The organism is Nonomuraea sp. NPDC049421, assembly GCF_040677005.1.
In the GTDB taxonomy this organism is placed as follows: Bacteria; Actinomycetota; Actinomycetes; order Streptosporangiales; family Streptosporangiaceae; genus Nonomuraea; species Nonomuraea salmonea.
Genome location: NZ_JBFAQA010000011.1, coordinates 229114 through 242688, shown reverse-complemented (window position 1 = coordinate 242688; position 13575 = coordinate 229114). Strand labels below are relative to the sequence as shown.

15 protein-coding genes are annotated in these 13575 nt (G+C 70.4%); 10 read left to right on the top strand and 5 right to left on the bottom strand.

The genetic code is table 11. From position 1 onward, the window contains the following. Positions 1–39: 39 nt before the first annotated feature. Entirely contained in the window at positions 40–1536 is a 1497-nt protein-coding gene (locus AB0K18_RS20930) for an alpha/beta hydrolase (protein ID WP_364916452.1), read from the bottom strand. Positions 1537–1629: 93 nt separating this feature from the next. Further along, the gene (locus tag AB0K18_RS20925; RefSeq protein WP_364916448.1) at positions 1630–1842 is read right to left on the bottom strand and encodes a DUF2530 domain-containing protein; all 213 of its coding nucleotides are present in this window, start codon (positions 1840–1842) and stop codon (positions 1630–1632) included. An 82-nt stretch (positions 1843–1924) separates the two neighbouring features. On the opposite strand from AB0K18_RS20925, the gene AB0K18_RS20920 reads away from it, so the two are divergent. The 3 genes from AB0K18_RS20920 (at position 1925) to AB0K18_RS20910 (ending at position 5211) form a co-directional block, all read left to right on the top strand. Continuing rightward, entirely contained in the window at positions 1925–3364 is a 1440-nt protein-coding gene (locus AB0K18_RS20920; RefSeq protein WP_364575208.1) for an NCS2 family permease, read from the top strand. A gap of 147 nt (positions 3365–3511) precedes the next feature. Then, positions 3512–3964 (top strand): MarR family transcriptional regulator, encoded by a 453-nt coding sequence (locus AB0K18_RS20915; RefSeq protein ID WP_345391160.1) that lies wholly within the window; start codon positions 3512–3514, stop codon positions 3962–3964. Positions 3965–3987: 23 nt separating this feature from the next. After that, positions 3988–5211 (top strand): MFS transporter, encoded by a 1224-nt coding sequence (locus AB0K18_RS20910; protein ID WP_364916446.1) that lies wholly within the window; start codon positions 3988–3990, stop codon positions 5209–5211. A 104-nt stretch (positions 5212–5315) separates the two neighbouring features. On the opposite strand, the gene AB0K18_RS20905 is transcribed toward AB0K18_RS20910, so the two are convergent. Next, the gene (locus tag AB0K18_RS20905; RefSeq protein ID WP_364916443.1) at positions 5316–5732 is read right to left on the bottom strand and encodes an ATP-binding protein; all 417 of its coding nucleotides are present in this window, start codon (positions 5730–5732) and stop codon (positions 5316–5318) included. Between the two features lie 154 nt (positions 5733–5886). On the opposite strand from AB0K18_RS20905, the gene AB0K18_RS20900 reads away from it, so the two are divergent. The 3 genes from AB0K18_RS20900 to thpR are packed head-to-tail and all read left to right on the top strand — an operon-like array spanning position 5887 to position 7539. After that, positions 5887–6711 carry a helix-turn-helix transcriptional regulator gene (locus AB0K18_RS20900; protein ID WP_364916440.1) on the top strand — a complete coding sequence of 275 codons (825 nt, stop codon included), beginning with the start codon at positions 5887–5889 and terminating at the stop codon, positions 6709–6711. After that, positions 6704–6922 (top strand): DUF397 domain-containing protein, encoded by a 219-nt coding sequence (locus AB0K18_RS20895; RefSeq protein ID WP_364916437.1) that lies wholly within the window; start codon positions 6704–6706, stop codon positions 6920–6922. The genes AB0K18_RS20900 and AB0K18_RS20895 overlap by 8 nt, the downstream gene beginning before the upstream one ends. Before the next feature lie 59 nt (positions 6923–6981). Then, positions 6982–7539 (top strand): RNA 2',3'-cyclic phosphodiesterase, encoded by a 558-nt coding sequence (thpR, locus tag AB0K18_RS20890; protein ID WP_364916434.1) that lies wholly within the window; start codon positions 6982–6984, stop codon positions 7537–7539. 222 nt (positions 7540–7761) lie between these two features. On the opposite strand, the gene AB0K18_RS20885 is transcribed toward thpR, so the two are convergent. Further along, entirely contained in the window at positions 7762–8730 is a 969-nt protein-coding gene (locus tag AB0K18_RS20885) for an aldo/keto reductase (RefSeq protein WP_364916431.1), read from the bottom strand. Positions 8731–8781: 51 nt separating this feature from the next. On the opposite strand from AB0K18_RS20885, the gene AB0K18_RS20880 reads away from it, so the two are divergent. Together AB0K18_RS20880 and AB0K18_RS20875 are read left to right on the top strand one after the other, a co-directional pair. Beyond that, positions 8782–10086 carry an MATE family efflux transporter gene (locus AB0K18_RS20880; protein WP_364916428.1) on the top strand — a complete coding sequence of 435 codons (1305 nt, stop codon included), beginning with the start codon at positions 8782–8784 and terminating at the stop codon, positions 10084–10086. 25 nt (positions 10087–10111) lie between these two features. Then, positions 10112–11122 carry a hypothetical protein gene (locus tag AB0K18_RS20875; protein WP_364916425.1) on the top strand — a complete coding sequence of 337 codons (1011 nt, stop codon included), beginning with the start codon at positions 10112–10114 and terminating at the stop codon, positions 11120–11122. Here AB0K18_RS20875 and AB0K18_RS20870 read toward each other — a convergent pair. Further along, positions 11119–11487 carry a hypothetical protein gene (locus tag AB0K18_RS20870; RefSeq protein WP_364916422.1) on the bottom strand — a complete coding sequence of 123 codons (369 nt, stop codon included), beginning with the start codon at positions 11485–11487 and terminating at the stop codon, positions 11119–11121. The genes AB0K18_RS20875 and AB0K18_RS20870 overlap by 4 nt on opposite strands. 54 nt (positions 11488–11541) lie before the next feature. Here AB0K18_RS20870 and AB0K18_RS20865 point away from each other — a divergent pair, with 54 nt between their 5' ends. Both AB0K18_RS20865 and lhgO read left to right on the top strand, forming a co-directional pair. Beyond that, a complete protein-coding gene (locus tag AB0K18_RS20865) occupies positions 11542–12327 on the top strand; it encodes an alpha/beta hydrolase (RefSeq protein ID WP_364916419.1) in 786 nt (261 codons plus the stop codon). A 15-nt stretch (positions 12328–12342) separates the two neighbouring features. Further along, positions 12343–13569, top strand: a complete 1227-nt coding sequence (gene lhgO / locus AB0K18_RS20860; RefSeq protein WP_364916416.1) for an L-2-hydroxyglutarate oxidase — start codon at positions 12343–12345, stop codon at positions 13567–13569. The last annotated feature ends 6 nt before the right edge of the window (positions 13570–13575 follow it).

The following is a 13575-nucleotide window of genomic DNA, read 5'->3' as shown; positions in this document are numbered from 1 at the left end:
TGAGGGTGGGGTGAGTCCCGTGCGCCTGCCCCTCCTGAGTCAGGCGGGGCAGGTGGCGCCCTTGTCCGGGAGTTCGCCGTCCAGCAGGTACGCGTCCACCAGGCCCATCACGCACTGGCTGCCGCTCAGGTACGCGCCGTGGCCCTCACCCTCGTACGTGACCAGGACCCCGGTCTTGAGCTGGGCGGTGAGCTTGGTGGCCCACTCGTACGGCGTGGCGGGGTCGCCCTTGCCGCCGACGACCACGATGGGCGCCGAGCCGGTGGCGTCGATGCGCTTGGCCTCGTCGTCGCCCGGCACCGGCCAGTGGGCGCACGCCGAGGAGGAGCCGTCCACCGACAGGATCGGGAAGATCTTGCGGATCTTGGTGTCCATCCGCGCGACGTCGGCCGCGGTGGGCCGTTCGCTGTTGTCGGCGCAGTTGATGGCCATCAGGCTGCTCATGGACGTGTTGTACGTCCCGTCGGCCCGCCGCCCGGTGTAGGCGTCGGCCAGGGCGAGCAGCATGGTGCCGTCGCCCTTGCGCGCCGCGGCGACGGACTGCTCCAGCGCCGGCCAGCTCTGCTTGGCGTACAGCGGGGTGATGACGGCGAGCTGCGCCAGCCCGTACGTCAGCTCGCGCTCACCCACCTTGATGGGCTTGGTCTTGAGCTGTTCGAGCAGGTCCAGGACGTTCTTCTCGACGTTGGCGGGGGACGCGCCGATCTCGCAGCTCTGGGCGACGCAGTCCGCGGCGAACGCCTCGAAGGCGGCGTCGAACCCGCCCGCCTGGATGACCGCCCGCTCCTCGAACGTCACCGTCGGGTCGAAGGCGCTGTCGAGGACGAAGCGGCCGACGTTCTTGGGGAAGTGGGTGGCGTAGACGGCGCCGAGGTGGGTGCCGTAGGAGAAGCCGAGGTAGTTGAGCTTGTCGTCGCCCAGCGCGACGCGCATCTGGTCGAGGTCCTTGGCCGCGTTCACGGTGCCGACGTGCGGCAGCACTTCGCCGGAGTCCTTCTCGCACGCGGCGGCGAACTCGGCGGCCAGTTCGTCCTGGTCCTCGCCGTGGCCGGCGGCGAGCAGCTTCTCGACGGTGCCGCCGCAGCGGACGCCGGCGCTGCGGTCCACGCCGCGCGGGTCGAAGCTGACCAGGTCGTAGCGGGTGCCGAGCTTGGTGAACGCGGCGGAGGCGAGGGCGAGGGTGTCCACGCCGGAGGCGCCGGGGCCGCCGAAGTTGAACACGAGCGAGCCGAGGCGGTCACCGGTGGCCTTGACGCGGATGAGCGCGAGGTCGATCTTCTCGCCGTCCGGTTTGGCGTAGTCGAGGGGGACCGGCAGCTTGGCGCACTCGACGCCGGGGCCGGGCGTGGCGGGCTTGCCGTCGGCGCCCATGAGGTCGGTGCAGGCGCCCCACGCGATGGAGCCCTGGTCACTGGTGCCACTGCTGCCACTGCTGCTCGGCGCGGGGGTCGCGCTGGGCGGGGCAGGGGAGCCGCCGCTGCCGCAGGCGGTGAGGAACGCCGCTCCCAGCAGGAGCGTCACGATCGGCTTCTTCATGCTGTCCAGCATGGTTCGACAGCTATATGCCGATGTAGTGGGTGAAAACACCACTTCCGGATGACTTCGAGGATCGGCCGGAGATGACGAATGTCAGTCGCGGCCGGGACGGCGGACGAACCAGATGCCGAACAGCCCGAACGCGACCCCGGTCACGCAGGTCCAGATCCACCACGTGTTCTCCGGGGCGGGACGGAAGATCAGCAGCGCCACGAGCGCGAGCGCCCACAGGCCGGTGCCGACGCCGATGGCGGCCGTGTCGTTCGTTTTGATGGGCGGCGGGTCGGGATGCCACTGCTTGTCCACGTATCCAGCCTAGCTTCCAATAGGGTCTCGATCTCATCACTGGCTCTTTTCGCAGCTCATCCCTGCTGTCACTCTTCGCGTCGTGAGTGACACTCGTACGGCTATCGACCGTTTCTTCCAGATCTCTGAACGAGGCTCGACGATCTCCCGTGAAGTACGGGGCGGTCTGGCCACGTTCTTCACCATGGCGTACATCGTGGTGCTGAATCCCCTCATCATCGGCACCGGCAAGGACGTCACCGGTGAGTACATCGGTGATGGTTCCGCGCCCAACGTGGCCTTGGTCGCCGCGGGCACGGCGTTCGTGGCGGGCGTGCTGACCATCCTCATGGGCGTCGTCGGCAAGGTGCCGTTCGCCATGGCGGCCGGGCTGGGCCTGAACGCCTTCGTGACGTTCACCATCGCCTCGGTCATGACCTGGGAGGAGGCCATGGGCCTGGTCTTCCTCGAGGGCATCATCATCACGATCCTGGTGCTCACCGGGCTGCGGACGGCGATCTTCCACGCCATCCCGGCCCCGTTGAAGACCGCGATCAGCGTGGGCATCGGCCTGTTCATCGCGCTCATCGGGTTCGTGGACGCCGGGTTCGTGCGCAAGGCCGCCGGCACGCCGCTGGAGCTGGGCATCGGCGGCAACCTCACCTCGTGGCCGATCCTCGTCTTCATCATCGGCCTGCTCGCCACGGCCGCCCTGGTGGCCCGCAAGGTCAAGGGCGCGATCCTCATCGGCATCGTCGGCACCACCGTCCTCGCGATCATCGTGGAGGCGATCGCCAAGGCCGGCGCCTTCTCACCGGAGAACCCCGGCGGCTGGCAGCTCAACCGCCCCTCCGTGCCCGAGCAGATCTTCGGCTTCCACAACCCGCTCACGCTGTTCACCGAGTTCGACCCGTTCGGCGGCTTCGTCCGCATCGATGTGCTGCTGGCGGGGCTGTTCGTGTTCACCCTGCTCATCACGGACTTCTTCGACACCATGGGCACGATGGTCGGCGTCGGCCGCCAGGCGGGGCTGGTGCAGGAGGACGGCACGCTGCCGCGTACCAAGCAGATCCTGCTCGTCGACTCGATCGGCGCGGCGGCCGGCGGCGCGGGCTCGGTCTCCTCGAACACCACCTACATCGAGTCGGCGTCGGGTGTCGCCGAGGGCGCCCGCACCGGGCTGGCCAGCGTGGTGACCGGCGCGCTGTTCCTCGTCGCCATCTTCTTCGCGCCGCTCGTCACGGTCGTCCCGTACGAGGCCGCCGCCCCGGCGCTGGTGCTGGTGGGCTTCATGATGATGACCGCCGTGCGCGACATCGACTGGAACGACTTCGAGATCGCCATCCCGGCGTTCCTCACGATCGTCATCATGCCGTTCACGTACTCGGTGTCGAACGGCATCGGCGCGGGCTTCATCACGTACGTGCTGATCAAGGTGGTCCGCGGCAAGGGCCGCGAGCTGCACCCGCTGCTGTGGATCGTGGCCGTGCTGTTCGCGCTCTACTTCGCGATCGGCCCGATCAGGGCGCTGCTCGGCATCTGACGGTCCGAGGAGGCCGTACGGACCTGTAGAAAGAGGGCTCGGGAGCCGCTCCGCGCACGCGGGGCGGCTCTCGGGTATCAAGGGGACAGAAGACCTTGATTCGGGAAATATCTTGCCATGCCGTATAGTTAGCAAAGGTAATGACTCATGCTAACCAACACCAAGCCCAAGATGGACCTGCGCAGCGACGCAGGTCTCGCTTCAGCCCTGCGCGTTTCACTCGCCAGGCTGAACCGAAGACTCCGACGACAGGCAGCGGCACACTCGCTGACGGCCACCCAGTTCGCGACGCTCGCCGCGGTGCATCGGCATTCCGGGATAACCCCCGGCGAATTGGCCGAGCTCGAGAAGGTGCAGCCGCCCTCGATGACGCGCGTGATCGCCGCGCTCGAGGAACGCGGGCTGGTCTCGCGCACCCCGCATCCGACCGATCGGCGCCAGGTGACCGTCTCGGTGACCGAGGCCGCAGAGAAGCTGCTGAAGGAGGAACGCCGCCGCAAGGAGGCGTGGCTGGCGCAGCGGTTGAAGGAGCTGTCGCCGGAGGAGAGGTCGATCCTCAGGCAGGCGGCGCCGATTCTGGAGAAGCTCAGCCAGATCTAGAGCCTGAAGAACCCAGGACCGGGATGTTCCGGTCTCTCAAGGTTCGCAACTACCGCATGTTCGCAGCCGGGGGCGCCGTCTCCAACGTGGGCACCTGGCTGCAGCGCACCGCCCAGGACTGGCTGGTCCTCGACCTGACCCACGGCAGCGCCTCCGCGCTCGGCACGGCCACCGCCCTGCAGTTCCTGCCGATGCTGCTGTTCGGCATGTTCGGCGGTGTGCTCGCCGACCGCTACCCCAAGCGGCCCATCCTCATCGGAGCCCAGACCCTCATGGCCGGGCTCGCGCTGACCATCGGCATCCTGACGATGACCGGCAGCGCCCAGGTGTGGCACGTGTACGTGATGGCGTTCCTGCTCGGCATGATCTCCTGCGTGGAGGTGCCGACCCGGCAGGCGTTCGTGGTCGAGATGGTCGGCCGTAACGACCTGCCCAACGCGATCGCGCTCAACAGCTCCATCTTCAACCTGGCGCGCGTGGTCGGGCCCGCCCTGGCCGGCATCCTGATCTACGTGCTGGGCGGCACCGGGCCGATCTTCCTGATCAACGCGCTGACCTTCGGCGGCGTGATCTCCAGCCTGGTCTTCATGCGCAAGTCCGAGCTCAACCTGTCCGAGCCCGTCCCCAGGGCCAAGGGGCAGCTGCGCGAGGGGCTGCGCTACGTGCTCCGGCACGAGGAGATCCTCATGCCGGTGCTGCTGATCGCGTTCGTGTCGATGTTCTCGCAGTCGTTCTCGATGTCGATCGCGCTCATGGCCCGCGAAGTGTTCGGCGCCGGGGCGTCCTCGTTCGGGCTCGCCTCCAGCATGTTCGCGGTCGGCGCGCTCGCCGGCGCCCTGCTGGCCGCGCGGCGGGCCAGACTGTCGCGCAAGGTGCTGTTCGCGGGGGCGATCGGATTCGGACTGTTCCAGATCGCCACGGCCGTCGCGCCGTTCTACCCGATCTACCTGCTGCTGCTGGTGCCGACCGGGATCGCGTTGATCACCATCAACACGGCCGCGAACGCCAGCGTGCAGATCGCCACCTCGCCCGAGATGCGGGGCCGCGTGATGGGCATCTACATGCTCGTCTTCACCGGCGGGGCGCCGCTGGGCGCGCCGTTGATCGGCTGGCTGTCCGAGCTCGGCGGGCCGCGGACGGGCGTGCTGCTCTCCGGCGTGCTGGTCCTCGTCGGCACCGGGGCGGCCGTCCTGATGACCCGGCTCATCACCACTCGGGTGGAGAGGTCGGCGCTAGCGATGGCATGAGTCATTTCCGCCGTCGTCGTGGGGGAAGCGGGCGTCCGTACGCGGGCGCCCGCTTCGTTCTGTGCGGGCCGTTCTTTTTGTACGGGCCACTCGTACTGAGCGGGTCAGCGGGCGAGCAGCGCCCAGACGACGCGCTCCCCGACGCGGGTGAGGTCGGTGCCCCAGCAACCACCGGTCAGGCCGTCCACGAGCCACAGGCCGCGCCCGCGTGGCTCGTCCGGGCCCGGTATGCGGGGCAGGGGGACGGCTCCGGTCCTGCCGGGGTCGATGACGGCGAGCCGCCAGTAGGGGCGTTCTCTTTCCTGTACAGGGAGCAGGCTCATCCGCACCCAGGGGCCGCGTCCGTGCTCCAGCGCGTTGGCCACGAGTTCGGAGGCGACGAGCTGCAGGTCCTCCAGCGCCGGATGATCCCGCACCCATCCGCGCAGCTCCCGCCGCGCCAGCGCGGGCAGCCGTGTCGGGTTGTCCAGCTCGTCGATCAGCCAGACCTTGAAGCTCGTGTACGTCGGGGTTCTTTGCATGCTCACCTCGGCCCGTCAGGGTTACACCACCGATCCGGCTTGTACGCGGAGTCTCATCAGCATGGGCTTTCCGCGGCTCGCAGGGGCTGATAGCGGGCGTACAGTTCCCTTACAGTTAGTAGGCCAGCACGCTGCGTGTCCAAAGGAGCGCAAGATGGCAGCCGAGGGGGACGACCCGGGCAAAGAGGCGTGGAAGGAGTTCGCCAGGCGGCAGCGCAGGTTCCGGCTGGGCCAGGGCCTGAGCCAGGAGCGCCTCGCGAGCCTGCTGCCCTACAGCGAGAGCGCCGTGGGCCACGTCGAGCGCCTGATGCGCAAGCCGACCGGCGACTACACCCGCGCGGTCGAGAAGGCGCTCGGTCTCGACGGTGAGCTCATGGAGCTGGTGCCGGTGATCCAGGGGCACACCATGGCGCCGAAGTGGTTCCGGGAGTGGCCACGGGTCGAGACGTCGGCGCACACGATCAGGACCTGGGAGCCGATGCTGATCCCAGGGCTGCTCCAGACCGAGGACTACGCCACGCAGGTGTTCCTGGGAGAGCCAGGGGTCGCCGACGCGGACATGCGGCAGGCCGTCCGGTTCCGGATGCACCGGCAGGCCGTCCTCGCCCGCGCCCGGCCGCCGCTGTACTCGGCCCTCGTCGACGAGAGCGTCCTCCGCCGCCCGGTCGGCGGGCGGGACGTGATGCGGGCCCAACTGGCCAGGATCCTCGACGTCCTGCGGCCTCCATACGTCACGGTGCGCATCGTGCCGCTCTCTGCGGGGCTGACGACGGGCTGCCTCGGCGCCTTCGAAGTGGCGACGCTCCTGGACGGCGGGGCGGACCACGCCTACCTGGAAAGCGCTGAGGAAGGGCGTGTGACCAATCGCGCCGAGACCGTACAAGCGCTTATCGTGCGGTGGGAGATTCTTGCGAGCATCGCGCACCCGGTGGACAGGAGCCGGGAGACGATTCACGAGGTGATGGCGAGCTATGGCTGAAACGGGCGGTCTGACGGTAGGCGTGTGGACCAAAGCCGAGGCGTCGGGCGGAAACGGCGGCAGCTGCGTAGAGGTGATGCGCCGGCCGGACGACAGCGTCCTCGTGCGCGACACCAAGGACCAAGGGACGGGCCCAGTGCTGACCTTCACCCCGGACGAGTGGCGGGCCTTCCTGGACGGCGCGTCGAAGGGTGAGTTCGACCTCTCCTGACACACCGGTGCCATCTGGGCGGCTTCTTATGGCGTGGGTCGTTCGGCAGGATGAGGGCTATGAGGTTGTTCGCGGCGGTGGTGCCGCCCGATGCGGTGCTGGACGAGGTCGCCGAGGTCATCGGGCCGTACGTCGGGCAGGTGCCTGGGCTGCGGTGGCCGGATCGGGAGTTCTGGCACATCACGCTCGGGTTCTTCGGTGAGGTGCCCGAGCGGGTGCTGCCGGAGCTGGAGGTGCGGCTCGCCCGCGCCGTGCGCCGCCACGCCGCTCCTGAGCTGGCCTTCGACGGGTTCGGGGCCTTCTCGTCCGTACGCCGGGCGCGGGTCTTCTGGGCGGGCCTCACCGGTGACTCCATGGTCAGGCTGGCCGACTCCGTCAAGGCGGGGGCGCGGCGGGCCGGGGCCGTGCAGACGGATGAGAAACGCTTCCATCCGCACCTCACGCTGGCCCGCGCCAAGACGGAGACCGATCTCCGGCCGCTGGTCGAGGCCCTCTCCGGGTTCAGCGGGTCGCCGTGGCGGGCCGAGCGGGTGCGGCTCGTCCGCAGCCACACCGGGGCCCAGATGAGGTACGAGTCACTCGCCGAATGGGCGCTGGCACCCGCCGAGCAGAGCTAGGCTCCACGTCGTGGACCGTCCTCGCTCCTGGCTGCTGCCCGTCGTGCTGGGCCTGCTCCTGCTGATCGTCATCGTCGGAGCCGCACTCACCTGACCGCCCGGCCGGGTTCCGGCCGGCGCTCCCGGCCGCCTGACAAGGGCCTGTGTCCGACGTGTGACCCCCTCCTGCTCGCCGGCCGCGTCGCCGGCCGTCACGGGGACGGACGGCGACGCGCTCAGGGTCTACCAGGCGTAGTCCTCCGGGGCGGTGCGGTGGCCGGGGAAGATGTCGTCGAGGCGGGCCAGGGCGGCCTCGTCCAGGTCGATCTCCAGCGCCCGCAGGCTGCCCTCCAGCTGCTCCATCGTGCGCGGGCCGATGATCGGGGCGGCGACCGCGCGCTGCTTGAGCAGCCAGGCCAGCGCCACGTTCGCCGGGTCCTCGTTCAGCTCGTCGCAGAACTTCTCGTACGCCTCGATCTGGTCGCGGTGCTTGTCGAGCTGCTTGACCATGTTCTCGGCGGCCGAGCGGCCCTTGTCGATCTTGCGCAGCACGCCGCCGAGCAGGCCCCCGGCCAGCGGGCTCCACGGGATCACGCCGAGCCCGTAGTCCTCGGCCGCGGGCAGCACCTCCAGCTCCGGCGCGCGGGTCAGGAGGTTGTAGTGGGTCTGCTCGCTGACCAGGCCCATGAAGTTGCGGCGGGCCGCGGTCTCCTGCGCCTTGGCGAGGTGCCAGCCGGCGAAGTTCGACGAACCCACGTAAATGATCTTGCCCTGCTGCCGCAGGACCTCCATGGCCTCCCAGAACTCGTCGAACGGCGTGAGCCTGTCGACGTGGTGGGCCTGGTAGATGTCGATGTAGTCGGTCTGCAGCCGCTTGAGCGAGGCGTCGGCGGCGCGGCGGATGTTGAGCGCCGACAGCCGGCGCTCGTTGGGCCAGTCGCCCATGTCGCCGTAGACCTTGGTCGCGATGACCGTACGCTCCCTGCGGCCCCCGCCCTGAGCGAACCACCGGCCCACGATGGTCTCGGTGATGCCCTCGCCCTTGACGCCGCCGTACACGTTGGCCGTGTCGAAGAAGTTCAGCCCCAGCTCGTGAGCCCGGTCCATGATGGCGAAGGAGTCTTCCTCCGTCGTGCGCGGGCCGAAGTTCATGGTGCCGAGGCAGAGCGGGCTCACGAGGAGACCGCTGCGTCCGAGTGTGACGTATTCCATGTCGTCCAACCCTAAAGACCTGGAGTGCACTCCAGGCCATACGCTCGACGGGTGAAATCCGCCGCGTCGCCCCCCGGACATCGGCTCGTGCTCACCCTGCTCCGCGCGGCGGTGCCGCTCTGCCTGGCGATGATCGCCGGCATGGTCGGCTCGCTGGTGGTGACCTCGGTGCTGGGGCAGCACGACACGGTGACGCTGGCCGCGTTCGCGGTGGTGACGGCCGTGCTCAACCCGGCGTCCGCGGCCGTGCAGGGGGCGCTGCGCGGGCTGGGGCCGTTCGTCGCGCCCTTCCGCGACGACCCGGCGGCCGCCGTGCCGGTGATCCGCGACGCGCGCTGGCTCAGCCTGGCGGCGGGCGCGCTGGGGGCGGTCGCGGTGGTGTGCGTGCCGCTGCTCGCCACCGTCACCGGGGTGCCGGACGAGGTGGTGGCCGAGATGGGGCTGCTGCCCTGGTTCCTCGCCGGATACGTGCTCATCTTCGCCTCCACCGGCGGCGCCAGCACCATCCTGGTCGCGCTCGGACGCAACCGTAACGTGCTCTGGCCCACCCTGACCTACGGCGTCGCGCTGGGCGGGCTCACCGCGCTGCTCGTGCCGTCGCTGGGGCTGACGGGGGTGGGCATCGCCTGGCTGGTGGGCGGCGTGACGTCGGCGGGTGTGGCGGCCTTCAACGTGCGCAGGGCCGTCGGCCGCCCGGTGGGGCAGAGCCGGCCGCGGCCGCGCGAGATCGTCAAGCTGGCCAGGGTCAGCCTCCCGCTGGCCGCGACCGTGCTGGTGAAGTTCGCGGTGCTGGGCGTGGTGACGTTCGCGGCGGGCACCACGAACACCCGCGACACCGCCGCCCACGCCGTGCTCACCACGCTGACGGGCCTGATCATGATGGTGTCGCTGTCCATCGCGCAGGCCGCGGTGCCCGAGATCGCCCGCGCCTCCGACACCGCCGGAGCGCGGCGGGCCGGGCGCGTCGCGGCGCTGCTCGCCGTCTCGGGGACGCTCGTGGTCGCGGTGCTCCTGCTGGTGGCCGGCCAACCGTTCACCGGGCTGTTCACCGAGGATCCGGCCGGGCGGGAGCGGGTGCTCGGGCTGCTGCCGCTGATGCTGGTCTCCGCGGCGTTCGACGCGGCGCAGGCCGTGCGCGGCATGGGGCTGACGGCGCTCAAACGGTCGTCGTCCAGCCTCGGGTATTTCGCGCTCGCGTACGGGCTGCTGCTCGTCTCCGTCGTCCCGGTGGCGCGGACCTGGGGCATCACCGGGTTGTGGGCGGCCATGACGGCGGCCAACGCGCTGCTGGTGGTGCTGCAGGGGCTGGGCTTCCACCGGCACAGCGCCCGCGTCGGCGCGGTCGCGACCGCCTGAGCGGCCGGTGGGGCATGATGGCGGCGTGGGGGACTTCGTGATCAGACTGCTCGCCGTCGTGGCGGCCGCGTGCCTGCTGCCTGCCGCGTCCGCGCTCGCGGCGCCCGGCGACGACGGCATGGAGAGGCTGTTCACCTTCAAGGACGAGCGCATCACCGAGTCGAGCGGCCTGGCCGTCTCACCCACCCACGACGGCGTCTACTACACCCACAACGACAGCGCCGCCGCGCCCGTCTTCTACGCGGTGGACGGCGGCGGGCGCACGCTGGCCACCTTCCAGCTGCGCGGCGCCGAGGCGCGCGACTGGGAGGCCATGGCCGCCTCCAAGGACCCGGCGACCGGGCGGGGCGTGCTCTGGTTCGCCGACATCGGCGACAACCTCGACGGCGCCTGGCCGAACGTCTCCGTCTACAAGGTCATGGAGCCGCGCAACCTCACCGACGCCACGCTGCCCGCCGTCCGCTACCGCTTCCGGTACGCCGACGGGGCGCGCAACGCCGAGGGCATCATGGTCAACCCCAGGACCGGGCGGCTGTACGTCGTGTCCAAGGAGTTCGCCGGGTCGGTCTACGCCGCGCCCAAGAAGCTGCGCACCGACCGGGTCAACGTGTTGCGCAAGGTCACCGGCGCGCCCATCATGGCGACGGACGCCGCGTACGCGCCCGACGGCTCCTCGTACGTCGTCCGCACCTACTTCTCCGCCACCGTCTACAAGCCCTCGGGCGAGGTGCTGACCAGGGTGACGATGCCGGACCTGAAGCAGGCGGAGTCGATCGCGTACACGGCCGACGGCAAGGCGCTGCTCACCGGCAGCGAGGGGCCGCGCAGCCCGGTCTACCGGGTGCCGATCCCCGAGGCCGCCCAGCCCACCCCCACACCCACCCCGACTCCGACGCCCTCGGAAGGCGAGGCCGAGGAGAGCGCCCAAGCCGCCGCCGAGTCCGGTGGCCTGACCGGCACGGACGTCCTCATCTGGCTGGCCGCCGCCGTGCTCGCCATCGGCGTGATCACGTTCCTGGCCCGGCGCACCCGCTAGCGGCGCATGGTGGCGGTGAAGATGTCGCCGCGCAGCGCCCGCTCGACCACCTCGATCGAGCGCTGCAGCCGCACCAGCCGGGGCCCCTCCTCGCGGTAGGTGTCGAGCACGGCCTCGATGGCGTGGGGCGGCAGGTGGCCCTTGAGATCGACGGCGGCGGCGCGGTAGCCGGCGCGGGCGGCCTCGACGGCGGACCTGACGTGGTGGCGGGCCATCGCGGCCAGCGCCACGGGATGCCGCCTGAGCACCTCGTACGCCCGGTAGTCGGGCGGCACCGCGTCGAGCAGCCAGGCCACGGCCGAGGTCTCCCAGTCGGGGACGCTGGGCGGACGGACCTCGGGCGGCCACTCCGGCGGCAGATACATGAGCCCATCGTACTCACGTTCGATTCCGGTCCACTTGGTGGTTAGCATCCCGGTATGCGGCTTCATGTACGACAGTTCGACGGGCCCGCGGATCGCACCTTGCTGGTCATCCACGGTGGCCCCGACTGGGATCACAGTTACCTCGTGGAGCCGCTGGACAGGTTGGCCGGCGAGCATCGCCTGCTCTTCCCCGACCTGCGCGGGTGCGGCCGTTCTCCGGTCGCCGAGCCGCTCACTCCCGACGCGATGGTGGCCGATCTCGTCGAACTCATCGGCGCGTCACGGGTGGACGTGCTCGGCTTCTCCTATGGCGGTCTCATCGCGCAGCGACTGGCCGTTCAGGCTCCTTACCTGGTCCGCCGCCTGATCGTCGCCTCCAGCAGCGTGCTGCCGGTGCCGGCGGACGCGTTCGAGGGATGGGAGGAGTACGAGCGCCGCAGCGCCGCGCACCCGTCGATCTGGGACACCTCGCCGCTGCAAGGGGCGGAGCTGACCCGGGCCGCGGCGTTCGCGACCGCTCCGCTGGACGTCTGGCGGGAGGAGTCGCTGCCCGGTTACCTCAAGCGACTGGAGCGGGTGACCTTCACCGGTAGTCATCTGCGGGCCTGGCGGGAGGGCCGGTTTCCGTCGGCCCGCTATCCCGACGCCGTCGAGCGGTTGTCGGGGGTGCCGCTGTTCCTGCTGCACGGACGCCAGGACATGACGTTCCCGGCCTCGCTGGTGCGGTCGACGCCGTGCACGGATGCGGTCGTTCTGGAGCAGGCGGGGCACATGGCGCACATCGATCAGCCGACGGCGTGGCTGGATGCGGTCAGGCGATTCCTGGCCGCTGCCACGTGATCTCCCGTGCCGGATATGGCGGGGACGGGCGGTAAGTCGGAAAATCGGCTTGTGACGGAGAAGATCGGAGTCGTGGGCGCGGGCATCGTCGGGCTGGCGGTGGCGCGCGAGCTGGCCGGCGCCAGGGGTGCCGAGGTGACCGTGCTGGAGAAGGAGGGCCACGTCGGCGCCCACCAGACCGGGCACAACAGCGGCGTGGTGCACGCGGGCATCTACTACCCGCCCGGCTCGCTCAAGGCGCGGCTCTGCCGGGAGGGCGTGGCGCTGCTCAGGGAGTACTGCGCCGCGCATGACCTGCCGTACCAGGAGGTCGGCAAGCTGGTGGTGGCGAGCACGCGCGCCGAGCGGCCGCTGCTCGCGGCCCTGGCCGAGCGGGCGCGCGCGAACGGCGTGCCGGACATCGCCGAGTTGGACGGCCTCGCGCTGCGCGAGATCGAGCCGCACGCGGTCGGCGTCGGCGCGATCCACTCGCCGCACACCGCGATCTGCGACTTCCTCGCCGTCGCCCGCCGGCTCGCGCGGGACGTCGCGGAGCTGGGCGGGTCCGTACGCCTGAACGCCCCCGTCAGGGCCATCAGGGAACGCGCCGGCAAGGTCGAGGTGGTGGCCGGGCGGCAGCGGCTGGCCTTCGACCGGCTGGTGGTCTGCGGCGGCCTGGGCACCGACGCGGTGGCCCGGATGGCGGGCGCGCCGGGCGAGGTGCGGATCGTGCCGTTCAGGGGCGAGTACTACGCGCTCAAGGGCGCCGCGCAGGACCTGGTGCGCGGCCTCATCTATCCGGTGCCCGATCCGCGCTACCCGTTCCTGGGCGTGCATCTGACGCGGCGGATCGGCGGGGGCGTGCTGGTGGGTCCGAACGCGGTGCTGGCGCTCGCGTACGAAGGCTACAAGTGGCGAAACATCGGCAATTTTCGGCAAATTTTGGGTTGGCCGGGCACGCTTCGCATGGCACGCACCCACTGGCGTACCGGCGTCAAAGAGGTCTACGGCTCCCTCGTCAAGGGCGCCTTCCTGGAGGCCGCGCGCCGCTACGTCCCCGACCTCACCGCCGCCGACCTGGAAAGAGCGCGGGGCGGCGTCCGCGCCCAGGCCGTCGCGCGGGACGGCAGGCTCGTGGACGACTTCATCGTGGACGTGCACGGCCGCGTCGTCCTGGTCCGCAACGCGCCCTCACCCGCGGCCACGTCGAGCCTCGCGATCGCCCGGCACATTGCCGGAATTGTCCCAGCACTCGTCCGATGAGGGCAT

What these genes read in the sequence shown, in the direction of transcription:
- AB0K18_RS20930 (WP_364916452.1), bottom strand. Translation starts at nt 1,536, where the DNA reads ATGAAGAAGCCGATCGTGACGCTCCTGCTGGGAGCGGCGTTCCTCACC.
- AB0K18_RS20915 (WP_345391160.1), top strand. Translation starts at nt 3,512, where the DNA reads ATGCTAACCAACACCAAGCCCAAGATGGACCTGCGCAGCGACGCAGGT.
- AB0K18_RS20910 (WP_364916446.1), top strand. Translation starts at nt 3,988, where the DNA reads ATGTTCCGGTCTCTCAAGGTTCGCAACTACCGCATGTTCGCAGCCGGG.
- AB0K18_RS20905 (WP_364916443.1), bottom strand. Translation starts at nt 5,732, where the DNA reads ATGCAAAGAACCCCGACGTACACGAGCTTCAAGGTCTGGCTGATCGAC.
- AB0K18_RS20900 (WP_364916440.1), top strand. Translation starts at nt 5,887, where the DNA reads ATGGCAGCCGAGGGGGACGACCCGGGCAAAGAGGCGTGGAAGGAGTTC.
- AB0K18_RS20895 (WP_364916437.1), top strand. Translation starts at nt 6,704, where the DNA reads ATGGCTGAAACGGGCGGTCTGACGGTAGGCGTGTGGACCAAAGCCGAG.
- thpR (WP_364916434.1), top strand. Translation starts at nt 6,982, where the DNA reads ATGAGGTTGTTCGCGGCGGTGGTGCCGCCCGATGCGGTGCTGGACGAG.
- AB0K18_RS20885 (WP_364916431.1), bottom strand. Translation starts at nt 8,730, where the DNA reads ATGGAATACGTCACACTCGGACGCAGCGGTCTCCTCGTGAGCCCGCTC.
- AB0K18_RS20870 (WP_364916422.1), bottom strand. Translation starts at nt 11,487, where the DNA reads ATGTATCTGCCGCCGGAGTGGCCGCCCGAGGTCCGTCCGCCCAGCGTC.
- AB0K18_RS20865 (WP_364916419.1), top strand. Translation starts at nt 11,542, where the DNA reads ATGCGGCTTCATGTACGACAGTTCGACGGGCCCGCGGATCGCACCTTG.
- lhgO (WP_364916416.1), top strand. Translation starts at nt 12,343, where the DNA reads ATGGCGGGGACGGGCGGTAAGTCGGAAAATCGGCTTGTGACGGAGAAG.